Genomic DNA, 13,452 nt, shown 5'->3' on the forward strand with positions numbered 1-13,452 from the left:
GTGGGTAACAGTTAAGGTTCTCTCGTACAGTCCTGTGGGTAACGAGAGCTACACGCGATTCTGATTGTCTTCAGATTCGTCAGAAACGGACCCAGTGGACCAACACTGGCCCGCGATGGCTCCCGTAATCAAGGTACGGAAAGCATGTTCACCTACACGACTCGGGGTATTCAACCCCTACGACAGACGCGCACCGCAGAAGGAGCAGAAAAACCGTTCACTTTCGCTCAAACCTCCACTTTCACTCCGGGGCCATGGCTCGAAGTTTTAGTAACCAATCACATACGTCCTACCCGGCTGACGGTCCCCTTCGAGGGCGTATCTTGTGAGAAGGGTCACGCCCTCGACCCGGACCGCGGCCTCACAATGGAAGCCATGTTTGGATACCCTATCCCCGGTTGTAAGCGTAGCGAATGGGCTGGAAGTGAACCCTCCACGGAGGTCCGCGAATGAGCGACGACCTCGAGAAACTCGCGCCCGACCGAGCGGTGAGAATGTACCTCGACGCTCGGCGAGACGAACTCGCAGACTGGACGCTGAAATCTCACAAGTACCGACTCGGTGCGTTCGTCCAGTGGTGCGAAGAGAACGGCATCGACGACCTCAACGACCTGACCGGACGCGACCTGTTCGAGTACCGCATCTGGCGTCGGGAAGGGAACTTCGATGTCGAAGATGGCGAGTCGCCGAAGGCGATTGCCCCGGTCACGCTGAAGACGCAGCTGACCACACTTCGTGCTTTCCTCCGATTCGCGGCTGACGTGAATGCTGTCCCCGAAGACTTCTACGAGCGCGTTGCGCTCCCGAAGATTTCCGGCACGGCGGACGTGTCCGACTCGACGATTAACCCAGACCGTGCGCCTGCGATTCTCGACTACCTTCACCGCTACCACTACGCCTCCCGGCGGCACGTCGTGTTCGCACTCCTCTGGGAGACGGGCGCTCGAATGGGTGCGATTCGTGGCCTCGACCTGCGCGACCTCGACCTCGAGGGACACAATCCAATCATCCAGTACGTCCACAGACCGGAGACTGGAACTCCTATCAAGAACGGCTACAGTGGCGAGCGCCACAACGCTGTTTCTGACCGGGTTGGTCGAATGCTCCAGGCGTACATCGACGGCCCTCGCATCGACAAGCGCGACGAGAATGGACGACGTCCACTGCTCACCACCACGCAGGGGCGCGCCTCGACGAGTACGATTCGGCAGGACGTGTACTGCGTCACTCGTCCCTGCTGGATTGCGAAAGGGTGCCCGCACAATCGGGACATGGAGACCTGCGAAGCAGTCCCTATCGGGAGTTCGAGCAAGTGCCCGTCGTCCCGTTCTCCCCACGACGTTCGGAAGGGGGTGGTGACGCTCTATCGTCGGGAGGAAGTTCCTCGTCGAGTTGTATCAGATCGCTTAGACGCCAGTGACCAGGTGCTCGACAAGCACTACGACAAACGCGGGGAGCGCGAGAGAGCCGAACAACGCCGAAATCACCTGCCTTGGTAAAATGAAGGGTAGCTTCAAATCGCTGGTTTCGGTGGTAGTTTATATACCCCGGTTTCGCAACCCCTGCAGCGCCCATCCACCTTTTTACTTCGTTGGGTTTCCTCACGAGCCTTCGGCTTCGTTCGCGGTACTCGACCAGTCCATGTTCAACAGTGTAGCGAGGTGGTCTCGCAATCGGTGTACAGAACATGCACGTTGTTCCCTTACTTCTCACCCACCCCGACCCGGCGCGCCTCCTTCACCTCACCCATTCCACGAGAGAATCACGAAGGCGCGCACACTATATCGCGACGAGTGAGCCCTTGCCTTTCGGGAACGTGAGTATCACAGTGGTCCCGTCGTCGTCCGCCTCGAATTGGAGGTCGCCACCCCATCTGGTCGTACACCAGTAGGTGAGCCAGAGGCCGAGGCCCTGACTGTGATTGAGTGACGTCTCTCTCTCGGCACCCACGGCATCCTGCTCGATTTCGGGTATGCCGGGTCCGTTGTCAGCGATTTTGACCCGGAACTCAGCCTCGTCTGCTTCGATTGTAATCGCGACTCGGGGTGTCTCCGAATCGTTGTGTTCGATTGCGTTGTCGATGAGATTTTCAACGGCGAGTCGGAGAGTGTTCGATTCGATACCTGTGAGGGAGGCTTCGAGAGGTAGTTCGACGGTGAACTCCGCGTCAGGATGGGTGGTTTGCTGGTCGGCGACGACGTCGTGTAGGTGCGCAACGAGGTCGATAGTCGCCCCCTCGTCCGAGGTGTTGGCGTACACGTTCTCGATTTGTTTTGCTTTGTTCGCCAGTTCGAAGAAATGTTCGACCTTCTCTCGGAGAATCCGTGCTTCTTTCGCCTCGTCGCCGTCGAGTTTCGATTCCAGTTCGCTCGCGTAGCCGAGGACGACGTTCATATCGTTTCGGAGGTTGTGCCGGAGGACGCGGTTGCTCACGCTGAGTCGTTGTCTCGATACGTACAGCCCGGTGATGTCTCGCATGAGTACGAGCGTGCCTACCCGTTGGCCGTGATGGGCAGCCACCGGCGACACTTGAAATTGATACACTCGCTGTTCACCGTCGTGGGTCACACTTATCTCCGAGTCGTGGAGTGCGTCGAGTCCGCCCGTGGGAAACAGTTCTCCGAGCGACGCACCGATTCGAGGGGTCGGTGTGAGAACTTGTGCCGCAACGCCGAGGACATCGATAATCTCTCCGTCGTTGTTCACGATGAGGAGTCCGTCACCAGCTTCGTGGAACGCTTGTTCGCGTGCGATCGGGGTCAGGTGCAGAAGGTCGAACTGGAAGAGCGCAAGTCCGAAAACGATACCCGTGAACGCGAATATGAAGGGAGTCAGGTCGAGCGCAGGAATCGGACTGTAGCCGAGTGTAAACACGATATGGGTGATGAACGGCGGTATCGCCCCTGCGACCAGTAAGCCGACTTGCTTCTGATAGACGGGTGCAACTTTCGTCGCGTATTGGATGAGGATGACGATGCTGAGCGTGACAAGAGAGTACGAGTAGCCGATATGGACCAGGTATCCGATACCGAATTCGAGAGCTGTGACGGACGCAAGCGGCGTTGTGACTAGTTTCGCACCCGTCCAGGCAAGGTGGTGAACGGGATTCGTGATGCAGAGCAGGAACCAGACGAGTGGTTCGACCGCGAGGAGCGCAACCCGGTCACGTGAGAGCCATCTGTCGTGGCCGGAGTAGGCGAGCGCGAACAGGAGAAAGGCGGCTGGAATGACCCCGGCAACACCGAGGGTGATTCGTTGATAGAACAGTTGCTCACTGAAGGTCCCGTATCCGAGTTGTATCGCGTAGGATATCGACCACGCGACGAGTGCGACCTCTTGAACCGTAAACTGGAGTGCCATCCGCTTGTTCCGGTGACGTAACGAGTAGAGGGCGACGAGGCCCGAGATGAGTGAAGCTATGACGCCGAGTACTGACGCCGTTGTAAGGCTCCACACCATGTTCTACTACTCCCTCTCGCAGTACTGATAATAGGTATTGTGCAAACTTCGAAATCCCACGCTCACACCCGTGTTGGAGGGGTGCTTCGAATCGCTATCCTCGCCTACCTCACCTGGGGTACTGGCTGGGCGACGACATCCGTTCGGGGAAGGTGCCGTTCGCGTCATTCGAAGCGGTAGCTCCCGAAGCACCACCCGAATCGGTCGAGGTGCCGGAGGAGGGCGAAAACTCACTTCACCGTCACGTACGTCAAAAACCCAATCGCCACGACCTGCAACGCTCGCAGCCCCAAAATCGCCTGCTGCACAACGGGCGTGCCTGCATAGAGCATCTCCGTACTGAAGAAGAAGAAGATGGCAAGCAAATTCTCGAGCAGCAACGTGACACCGAAGGCAATCAAGCCGAGTGTCAGCGTCGATTCGAACGTCCGGTAGTTGCGAATCCAGACGGCCGTCAAGACGGCCAAGAGCAGGATGCTGATGCCGGAGAGAACAGTCGCAATCGTGAGGAGTGGGCTCATCGCCATGGTCATTCTATCTGTTTCAAAATCGTCTCGAATTGGTCGCGGTGCTGTTCGAAGCGGTCGGTAAGGAAGTACATCGTCCCGTACCCTTCCTCGCCTTTCTCGACGATATCGTGTTCGACGAGCAAGTCGAGGTGGTACCGGACGGTGTTGTAGTCGATGTCGAGGCTTTCCGATAGCTGGTTGGCGTTACGGGGGCGCTCCGAGAGCGAGCGGATAAGCTTCGCTCGGGTCGTACCGCCGCGCGTTCCGGCCAGTAGATACCAGAGCGCCTTCTCCATCGAGGGTCGTCCCTTCGTTCTGAGAGGAGTCCTAAATACGTAGTCATCGTTAGCGGACGGTTCGGGTCACCCACCCCGACGGTCCGTTGGGGAAGGGTGAAGCTTCTTCGCGCGATTGGAGTTCACCGGTGCCGTCGGTCGCTCGGACGACTACTTCGTGTTCTTCGGGCGGGGCGGTGTACGTGTAGGACCACTGCCGCCACACGTCGGTTCCGGGGAGGGGTTCGGAGAGGTCGGCATCGTTCCACGAACCGCCACCGTTGATGGAGACTTCGACGCGGTCGATACCGCGCGTTCCGGCGTAGGCGTGGCCTCCGACTTCTCTGCGTCCATCGCCGAGGTCGTTGATGACGTGGAGTTTGGCGACGGTGTTGACCGGGCCGGTGCCGTGCCATCCGCGTTTCTCCCAGTAGCCATCGACCTCTTGTTCGAGGATTTCGATTTCGGTGAGCCACTTGACGTTGATTTCACCCCAGTGGCCGGGGATGAGCGCCCGTGCGGGGTAGCCATGACCGCGGGGAAGGGGGCCGCCGTTCATCCCGAACGCGAGAAAGCCGTTTTCGAGGGCGGGAAGCGGGAACTCTTCGTAGAAGCCGTCGGATGCTCGGAGCATCACACAGCAGTTCTCGGCGGGGCCAGCGGGTTCGACGAGGTCCATAATCGAGATGCCAGTCCAGAGCGCCGTATCCATCTTCTTGCCGTTGAGAGCTTCGCCGACACAACGAAGTGAGACGAACTGGTGTTCGACTTCACGGCTGACGATATCCTCGTATGTGTAGGACAGTTCCCGTTCGACGTCGCCGGTGACTTTCAGCGACCACTCGGCGGCATCGAGGTCGGGGTCGGTCGAGTTGATGTCTACTTGGTAGAACTCGTCGCTGATGAGCGGTTCGAGGCCCGAGACGGTGAGCGATTTCTCGGATGCTTCGGCGAGGAGGGCGTCGACGTCGGGGCCTGCCCACGGTTCGCCGACATCGAGCGATGCCGATTCAGATTGGTCGGTCACACGCGACCCGAGCAGGTAGCCACCGAAGACGAGCGGAATCGAACTCGCAATCGCGGCGAGAACTCGGCGTCGGCCGGGTGACTGGGTTGCAGAGGAGTCAGTGGTCGTTCCGACTGCACCGGGGGTGATGAGGTCGGCAACCAAGACGACGATTCCTGCGGCCACACCAGCCACGAGTGAGGGTTGGAATGCTCCGGTGATTCCGAATGCAATCGCAGCGGTCAGTAGTAGAGAAACCACGCCAGCGACGCGGTATTCGACGTACTTCTCGACCCAAAATCCAAGGAGTGCGGCGATGGCAAAGAGTAACACCGACAGGCCCAACGCCATGACGGTGTTCAACTGGTCCCCCAGGTCGCCGAGGACGAGGATGCTGAAGGTGATGATTTCGCCCGGGAGCGTTCGAGCCAGGAATCCTGCAATGGCACCGGCGATGAACACCGGGGTAAACGACGCAATGGCGAACGAACCAGCGACGCCCGCGAGTCCTGCGAACAGTGCGACGACGAGCGACTCGATTCCGAGCGAAAATCGTCGCTGTCCCGCGTCTTGTGTCATGATAGGTGTGAGAAAGCGTGGACACTGAATAGGGATTTTTCAAAATCAGGTCCACATCGGTAGCACGTCCGACTACATTCTCTCCCAAGTCTTTCTAGAATTCGACCGTCTGCTGAGTGCGCAACTGACTCGGTTCGCCCCGCCCGATTACAACACCGACTCGAACCGGTCGATGTGGAACTCGACTGCATCTGCTCCGGCAATCTCGGGATAGCGTGGACGGGTGACGTCGCCATTCGAATCGACCGCCGAGTGTGCAATCGCCGCCAACCGGTACACGGGTGAAATCTCGGGATACGGCGTCACCGACTCGTAGCCGGATTTGAACGACGCTCGAAGCGGGTCGGTTTCTGTGACGTACCAGTCGGCGACGAGGTGTTCGGCTTTCGCAACCGACAGCCCTGGCGCGGCGGCGAGCGGCGCACCCCAATCGAGTATCGCTGAGATTTCTCCGTCTGCGACGAGCGCGTTTCCGGGTCGGAAATCCCACGGATAGAGCGTCGATGGCGGCGACGCGGGGAGCGTTGCGTCTTCGACTACGGCCGCGAGTGCAGGTTGGATGTGGTCGAATTCGGACGACAGTGTCTCGAAACCGGTCTGCGCATACGACGTGAACCACTCGCGCCAGTCGGTCGCTTCGGTTCCTTGCATTCTCGACTCTCCGACACTGTTCAAATCAAGCGATAGTTCACCGTAGCTAGCAAACGAAAACGAGTCGTGTAGTTCACCAAGCGCTTGACCGAAAGTCCGTGCAATACGGCGTTGGCGGGATGTATCGAGCGTGACGAACTGCTCGTGCAGGTCGGATCCTGACGCGTGTTCGACGATCGCGTAACCGTGTCCATCGACAGTACCAGTCGCAAGGACGCGTGGAACTGGAACCGTAGTTCGCTCTCGAATCAGCCCAGAAAGGGCGGTTTCGAGCCGAATACTGTCTATATCGGGCGAGCGTTGGACGACCACGGAGTCCCCGTCAGCGAACGTGACGATAGCGGTCTGTTTGTGATTCCCACGAGTCGGTCGTGTCACTGACGACACGCTCCGATTCGGGAACTCGCCGGAGATGACCTCCTCGACAACGTTCGCTCGCCCGTCCATATCGAACTCGTAGGAAGTCGAAGAAAATAGCCCCGGCGGAACACCGTCAGTCATCTGCGGTGAGAACGGGAGCCAACTCGTGGAGTGATTCGAAGACGAACTCTGGCTGGTAGCCGTCCATCGACTCGATAATCTCGGGGTCTTCCGGGCACCACGCCGCGCTGAGTCCGGCGTTTTGTGCGCCTTCGACGTCGAATTTGAGCGAGTTGCCGACGTACAGACTCGCCTCAGCGCGGACCGAAAGCGTGTCGAGTGCGTGGTCGAAGGGGTCGGAAAACGGCTTTCGTCGGGGCATATCGCCCGCGTAGACGACCACGTCGAATGCTTCTTCGAGACCTAACGCCCCGAGTTTTATCGACTGTCGATGCTCGGGGCCGTTGGTGATGAGGCCGACGTGCCCGGCGTCTGCGGCGGCGTCGAGCGCGTCTAGTGCGCCGGGTCGGAACGAAACGGCCGTGTGATCAACTATCTCCATGAACCCCTTTGCGAGCGCAGTCGAATCGACTGCATCGTACCCGTGTTTGGTTGCGACGCGCTCGAACCCCTCTGCGAGGTAGTTTTGCGGATTGTTTGGGTCAGGCGGCCCAGCGAGCGCCGACCAGAGGTCGCTCGGCGCACCGAAGGCGTCGATTCCGGCAGCGTCGAACGCACCGAAGTAGATGGTTTCCTCACTCTGGTCGTGTTGGCAGAGCGTCCCATCGAGGTCGAACAGTACTGCGTCGAACGAAGCCACAGGATGCCTAGGAGTGGTGAGGATAAAACGGTCGTCCCCCGGATTCTGAACGGGAACTGGTTCTTTGTCTACGGCGGCACGTCGCCGTCTAACTCGTGATACTCCCAGACGTGGTCTTTCAGCTCTGCTTTCGTGGCGAAGTGGTCGCCGCACAGGTCGCAGGTGAACTCGGATGTGCGCTCGTCGGCGGAACTCATGGTGAAAAATTGACGTTCGAAGGGCTTAACGACGCGGCCGAACTCGACTCGTCGTTAGAACCCTTTCCCGAGCAGTTCACGGGCGATGATGGTCTTTTGAATCTCCGTCGTGCCCTCGTAGATTTGGGTAATCTTCGCGTCGCGGTAGAAGCGTTCGACGTCGTGGTCGTTGACGAAGCCTGCGCCACCGTGAATCTGGACTGCTTCGTCGGCGACGTCGGTCGCAACGTCGGAGGCGAACTCCTTGGCCATCGACGCGAGGGCGGTCAGTTGGCCTTCGTCGTTGTCCACGCTCCACGCCGATTTGTAGGTCAACTGCCGAGCCGCTTCGGTCCGAGTGTGCATCTCACTCAGTTTGTGCTGGATGGCTTGGAAGTCGCTAATCGAGCGGCCGAACTGCTCGCGCTCTTTGGCGTACTGGAGTGCTTTTTCGCAGGCACCTTTGGCGATGCCGACACCCTGTGCGGCGACGGCAGTTCGCGTCTCGTCGAAGAACTGCATGAGTTGGAGGAAGCCCATACCGCGGGTGCCGACGAGGTTCTCTTCGGGCACGCGCACGTCGTCGAGGATGAGTTCGGCAGTGTCGCTGGCGCGAATACCCATCTTCCCCGTGATTTTGTCGGCCGAGAAGCCGTCTCGGTCGGCCTCGACGATAATCTGCGAGAATCCGGAGTATCGGTCGTCTGCGTCGGGGTCGGTCTGACACATGACGACGAAGTAGTCCCCGACGCTCCCGTTGGTAATCCACATCTTGTTGCCGTTGAGGACCCACTCGTCGCCGTCTTTCTCGGCACGGGTGCGGACGCCGGTCACGTCGGACCCTGCCTGTGGTTCGCTGATGGCCGCGCCCATGACGGACTCGCCATCGACGATGGGTGGGAGGTAGCGTTCTTTCTGCTCGTCGGTCCCGAAGGCGATGATTGCCTCTGCGCCGAACCCGGCGCTGGTGATACAGAGTCCGATGCCGGGGTCCACCGCGAAGAGTTCCTCGGTGACGAGTGCGTTCTCTAACGAGGAGTAACCCACACCACCGTATTCGACTGGGAAGTGTGCGCCCGTCAGCCCCATCTTGGCCGCCTTCTGGACGATTTCGTACGGATACTTCTCTTCTTCGTCGTACTCGGTTGCAACGGGTGCGATTTCGTTCTCGGCGAATCGGCGAACCTCTTCTCGGATGGCCCGCTGTTCGTCTGTGAGATTGTAGTCCATGATTGTTAGTTGTAAACGTGGCCCATATTGTTTGTCACACTGAAAACAACGTGCAACTAGTGGAAACGGAATTGAGTGGTAGCTCACCCGTCGAATTTCCGTAACTCGGTGAACACCTACGAGTCGTCGCCTGCGTTTTCGTCTTCGACGAGGTCGATGACGTTCTCACGGCCCAGTCGAAGTTTTGTGATGACTCCGTCATCTTCCATCCGTGAGAGGACACGCGAGACCTTCGACTTCGACCATCCGAGTTCTGTCACCACGTCCTTTTGCCGGATTCGACCGCCGGAGGCCCGCAATAGGTTGGTCACGTGGTCTTCGTCGGTTACGATGAGGTCTGCTCCAGACGCTTTGCTATCACTGTCGTCCAGTTCGTCTTCGAGAGACGAGTCTGCCGGTGGTGCTGGCTCTTCGTCTTCGACGCTCGGCGACGATTCGACCAGCGACGAATCAGGTTCGGCTGGTTCGCTGGTCACGTTCGGCGGACTGCCTTTCTGGGGTGGACTGTCGCTCGTCTGGCGCTGTACGCCCACGACGACGAGGATGGCGAGGAACACGACCCCGACCGCACCGCCGATGGTGCGCAAATCGGGGTCTGCTGACGGTACTGGTGTTTCGCTCGCTTGTACTGTCGGTGTCGCTTCAGCGCGTGGTTCGTACACCACGCGCGGTTCGCCGTCAGAAAACGACTCGGGGCCGGTCCACGTAAGCACGCCATCGGTTTGTTCGACCGCACTGGGTGTCGCCGAGGTGATTTGGTATCCCTCGGGGGCGACGACTTCCAAGGTGTCGTTCTCGGCGATGAACAGGCCGCTTTGGAACACATCACCGACGAAGAGTCGGCTCGATTGCGCTTGCGAGAAGTTGGTCCATCGGAACTGGTAGGTGACGATGCCCCACTGACGCGGCACCGACTGGATGGTCGTCGATGCCGAGAAATCGACCGCCGTCATCTCACGACCAGTTGCTTTGCTTGCCGCACGAACTGTTCCGTTGATTCGCTCGGCAAACGGACCGAGAAACGCGCTGGTATCGTTCTCGAACTGCTGCTGGAACGCTCGATACTCGGTTTTGTCCTCTGTCGTTCGTAATCGCGTTCGAATCTGGAGCGTCCACGTCGCCGACGTGTTCTCGTGGAGTTCGATTCGCAGGATAGACGTATCCACATCCGGTTGTGTTTGTGCCTGTGCGACCCCGGAGACCGAAACGCCCCCTATCACCAAACTGAGGATGACGACGAGGGCAACGACGGGACCGGCACGCGACAGGGACATTTCGACATCTCCCGGTACCGCTGTCTCGTAGATAAAAGACGTGGACCGTTTCTCAGTGGTGAAAGCCAGTGAGGCGACGTTTGGCTGGCCGTCGTGAACCTCTGCTCGATGGCTCGAAACCCCAAAAAACGCCCGCTGAACGGTTTGCAACGGTTCGCAACGGTTTGGGAACTTCCGAGAAACACCGCCACGGTTCTCCCGGTTTATACTCAATCCACCATGAGTAGTGGACAGCAATGATGCGACAACTACTCTCGGTACTGTTCGTCGGTGCCTTGGTCGTCGGTGTAGTCACACCGTCGGCCGCGGCATCGGCTGCAGCACCAAGTGCCGACGTCGAATCCGCCGCAATCGAGACTGGTTCAGGCGGCTGGTTCGCGGCGAATAACACCACCGCGAGTGCAACCAACACGTCTACTTCTGATTCGGCCACCGCGTCGAACGAGACTGATGCGAACGTCTCCGATGATGGGGTTAATGTGACGGTCGGCCAGCAACTCACAACAATCGTCTCGCAGACGGAGAGTGAAGTTCGAACGGAAGTCGAAGAGAGCGCCTTCGAGGTTCGATTCGAACGCGGCGAAGACGACGACCGTGCAGAGGCAATCGCCGAGCGCTCGGAAGAACTCTCGGAGCGCGCAGCGGAGATTCGTGAATCGTACAAGGAAGCCAGTGAATCGTACGAAGAAGGTGAAATCTCGCGTTCTGAGTACGCACAGCGGATTGCCACACTCAACGCACGCAGTGAGTACCTCCTGACGAGTATCGAACGCCTCGAATCTCGCTCGAAGAACGTCTCGAACACGAGTCTTGCAGCGGTTGGATTCAATAACTCGTCACTCCAGACCATCGACGATGACCTCGAATCTGTCACTGGCGTGGGTGCAAACGCACTTCTGAAGCGGTTCACGGGTCTCAGCGAAGGTGAGATCGAAATCGAGACGGCTGGTGGACTGTCCATCAGCGTCGAGAGCGAGGACGGCGAGGAGTCACGCGAAATCGAGCGCGAGCGCGACGACGACTCGAACTTCACGATTAGCCAATCGACGGCGCTCGACACCGCTCGAAGCGAACTCGGCACGCCTTCGACCGGGTCGTGGTCGTTGGTCGAAAGCGACAAACACGACGATTCGGGTTACTACGAGTTCGAGTTCGAACTGACTGGCACCAATTCGACTGGTGACGCCGAAGTTCGCGTCGATGGCTCGTCTGGAACCGTCTTCCGTCTCGAATCTGAAATCGAATCCCCAGATGAGGATGAGGAGGAGGACGACGAGAAAGACGACGAGAAAGACGACGATGACGCAGACGAGGAAGAAGAGGACGAAGACGACGAGAGAGAAGACGATGAAGAACACGAGGAGGAAGGCGACGACAAAGAGGACGATGACGCAGACGAAGAAGAGGACGAAGATGACGAGAGAGAAGAAGCCGACGATGACGCAGACGAAGAAGACGATGAGACGGACGTAGACGAAGACGACAGCGACGAGAAAGACGACGATGAGGAGGAGGACGAGACGGACACTCCTGAGCGTGCATGAAGGCGAGACCCGAGACACACACCGACGAGAGCGAACCTTCGAGAACGACTGACTGGAAGACATGGGTTGTCAACGGTAGTCTCGCAGCACTCGTACTCTTCAGTGTACTCACAGTCCCGGTTACAGCCATTTCCAATACGGATGGGTCCGAGACGGCACGCTCGTCAAGCTCGATGTCATCCGAGCCTGCAGCACTGATAGCGAACAACAGTTCTGCCTTTATCATCGCGCTCGAACCGGACGGTTCCGCACAGGTGAGCCTTCGACTCGTGTACGACTTGACTGCAGAGGCAGAACGAACCGGTTTCGAACGCGTCAAAGCGAATGCATCGACGTTTGCAGACGCGTATGCCACTCGTCTCGAACCGCTCGCGGCCCGCGCGTCGAACGAAACAGGACGAGAGATGAGCATTCGAAGTCCTGATGCGGAGTTCAAGACGATACACAGCGGGACCACTGGCGTCGTCGAACTCTCGGCGACGTGGACCAACATCGCAACCGAGCGCGATGGACGAGTCGTCCTCGCCGAACCGTTCAACGATGGGTTCGCTCCAGAACGACCGTTCGTCGTCAACGCACCCGACGGCTACGAACTCGTATCGGTCGCCCCGAACCCTAACGGCGAGACGAGATCAACCGTCGCGTGGACTGATGGCCAATCACTCGATGGGTTCGCAGTCGAGTTCGAAGCAACCGGGATGGCGAACGAAGAAACCACTCCCGTGACCACGTCATCGAGTGAGATGCCGGTCGGTGCCGCCCCGGTTCTCGCTCTGTTGGCCGTCGTTAGTGTCGTTGCTGTACTTGTACGCAAGCCCGAGTAAGGAACCACTCGGGGGACCGTACTGGTTCTTCTTTCTCCTTTTACTGACGAATCGGTCTTATCGTTCGCTGACGTATGAGGGCCATGAAGCGCCGCACGATACTCGCCCTCTCAGCCGTCGGTCTCGCGGTTGCTGGCGTCGTCGCCACCCGAGCGTTCGGTCCAAGTGACGTCGAACGAGTCCCGTACACCGTCGTCGATGAGTTCGATGGCGTCGAAATCAGACAGTATCCGACGACGATAACGGTCGAGACGAGCGCTCCAACGACCAACACTGCGTTCCGCCGCCTGTTCAACTACATCTCGGGGGCGAATCAGGGCCGGACGAAAGTTTCGATGACTGCGCCGGTCCAGACGGAACAGACGAGTACGAAAATCCCGATGACTGCCCCCGTGGCCACCGAATCCGATGGGGACGAACTCCACATGGCGTTCTTCCTTCCTGAAGAGTACGATTACGAGAGCGCGCCGCGCCCGACAGATTCGAACGTCGAACTCGTCGAGCATCCCGCGCGAACGCTCGCCGTTAAGCAGTTCTCGTGGATTGCCACAGACGGTCGAACAGCACGCCAAACCGACACCTTACGTTCGATTCTTGCCGAACACTCGGTTCCTATCGTCGGCGAAGCGTTCTTGTTGCAGTACGACTCGCCGTGGACGCTCCCGTTCATGCGGACGAACGAGGTTGCAATCGAGATACAACGACGGACTGTCGGTGGCTCGCCGAGTTGAATCGCCCGCTCCCG

At 58.8% G+C, this 13,452-nt stretch carries 13 protein-coding genes; 4 read left to right on the forward strand and 9 right to left on the reverse strand.

Going from position 1 to position 13,452, the window contains the following annotated elements:
- The first annotated feature begins 449 nt into the window (after window positions 1-449).
- Window positions 450-1,499, forward strand: coding sequence for a tyrosine-type recombinase/integrase (locus ACK509_RS01635; protein WP_410764755.1), 1,050 nt, complete (start codon window positions 450-452; stop codon window positions 1,497-1,499).
- Between the two features lie 280 nt (window positions 1,500-1,779).
- On the opposite strand, the gene ACK509_RS01640 is transcribed toward ACK509_RS01635, so the two are convergent.
- The 9 genes from ACK509_RS01640 to ACK509_RS01680 all read right to left on the reverse strand — a co-directional run bounded on the left by ACK509_RS01640 (window position 1,780) and on the right by ACK509_RS01680 (window position 10,339).
- Window positions 1,780-3,459, reverse strand: a complete 1,680-nt coding sequence (locus tag ACK509_RS01640) for a histidine kinase N-terminal 7TM domain-containing protein (RefSeq protein ID WP_410764756.1) — start codon at window positions 3,457-3,459, stop codon at window positions 1,780-1,782.
- A gap of 230 nt (window positions 3,460-3,689) precedes the next feature.
- Window positions 3,690-3,986: a hypothetical protein gene (locus ACK509_RS01645; protein WP_410764757.1), complete on the reverse strand. Its 297-nt coding sequence runs from the start codon at window positions 3,984-3,986 to the stop codon at window positions 3,690-3,692.
- Between the two features lie 2 nt (window positions 3,987-3,988).
- Window positions 3,989-4,264: a winged helix-turn-helix domain-containing protein gene (locus tag ACK509_RS01650; protein WP_410764758.1), complete on the reverse strand. Its 276-nt coding sequence runs from the start codon at window positions 4,262-4,264 to the stop codon at window positions 3,989-3,991.
- Window positions 4,265-4,313: 49 nt separating this feature from the next.
- Complete coding sequence (locus tag ACK509_RS01655) at window positions 4,314-5,828, reverse strand: molybdopterin-dependent oxidoreductase (protein ID WP_410764759.1); 1,515 nt, start codon at window positions 5,826-5,828, stop codon at window positions 4,314-4,316.
- Window positions 5,829-5,975: 147 nt separating this feature from the next.
- Entirely contained in the window at window positions 5,976-6,980 is a 1,005-nt protein-coding gene (locus ACK509_RS01660; protein ID WP_410764760.1) for a phosphotransferase family protein, read from the reverse strand.
- The gene (locus tag ACK509_RS01665; protein WP_410764761.1) at window positions 6,973-7,659 is read right to left on the reverse strand and encodes an HAD family hydrolase; all 687 of its coding nucleotides are present in this window, start codon (window positions 7,657-7,659) and stop codon (window positions 6,973-6,975) included. The genes ACK509_RS01660 and ACK509_RS01665 overlap by 8 nt, the downstream gene beginning before the upstream one ends.
- A gap of 68 nt (window positions 7,660-7,727) precedes the next feature.
- Window positions 7,728-7,856 (reverse strand): hypothetical protein, encoded by a 129-nt coding sequence (locus ACK509_RS01670; RefSeq protein ID WP_410764762.1) that lies wholly within the window; start codon window positions 7,854-7,856, stop codon window positions 7,728-7,730.
- 54 nt (window positions 7,857-7,910) lie between these two features.
- Window positions 7,911-9,065, reverse strand: a complete 1,155-nt coding sequence (locus tag ACK509_RS01675; protein ID WP_410764763.1) for an acyl-CoA dehydrogenase family protein — start codon at window positions 9,063-9,065, stop codon at window positions 7,911-7,913.
- Between the two features lie 116 nt (window positions 9,066-9,181).
- Entirely contained in the window at window positions 9,182-10,339 is a 1,158-nt protein-coding gene (locus ACK509_RS01680; protein ID WP_410764764.1) for a helix-turn-helix transcriptional regulator, read from the reverse strand.
- A 236-nt stretch (window positions 10,340-10,575) separates the two neighbouring features.
- On the opposite strand from ACK509_RS01680, the gene ACK509_RS01685 reads away from it, so the two are divergent.
- From ACK509_RS01685 to ACK509_RS01695, 3 genes are all read left to right on the forward strand, one after another.
- Complete coding sequence (locus ACK509_RS01685; protein WP_410764765.1) at window positions 10,576-11,883, forward strand: hypothetical protein; 1,308 nt, start codon at window positions 10,576-10,578, stop codon at window positions 11,881-11,883.
- A gap of 173 nt (window positions 11,884-12,056) precedes the next feature.
- Window positions 12,057-12,707 (forward strand): hypothetical protein, encoded by a 651-nt coding sequence (locus ACK509_RS01690; RefSeq protein WP_410764766.1) that lies wholly within the window; start codon window positions 12,057-12,059, stop codon window positions 12,705-12,707.
- Window positions 12,708-12,790: 83 nt separating this feature from the next.
- Window positions 12,791-13,438: an SOUL family heme-binding protein gene (locus tag ACK509_RS01695; protein ID WP_410764767.1), complete on the forward strand. Its 648-nt coding sequence runs from the start codon at window positions 12,791-12,793 to the stop codon at window positions 13,436-13,438.
- Window positions 13,439-13,452: the final 14 nt, after the last annotated feature.

This window comes from Haloferax sp. DFSO60 (assembly GCF_046557615.1).
Taxonomy (GTDB): Archaea; Halobacteriota; Halobacteria; order Halobacteriales; family Haloferacaceae; genus Haloferax.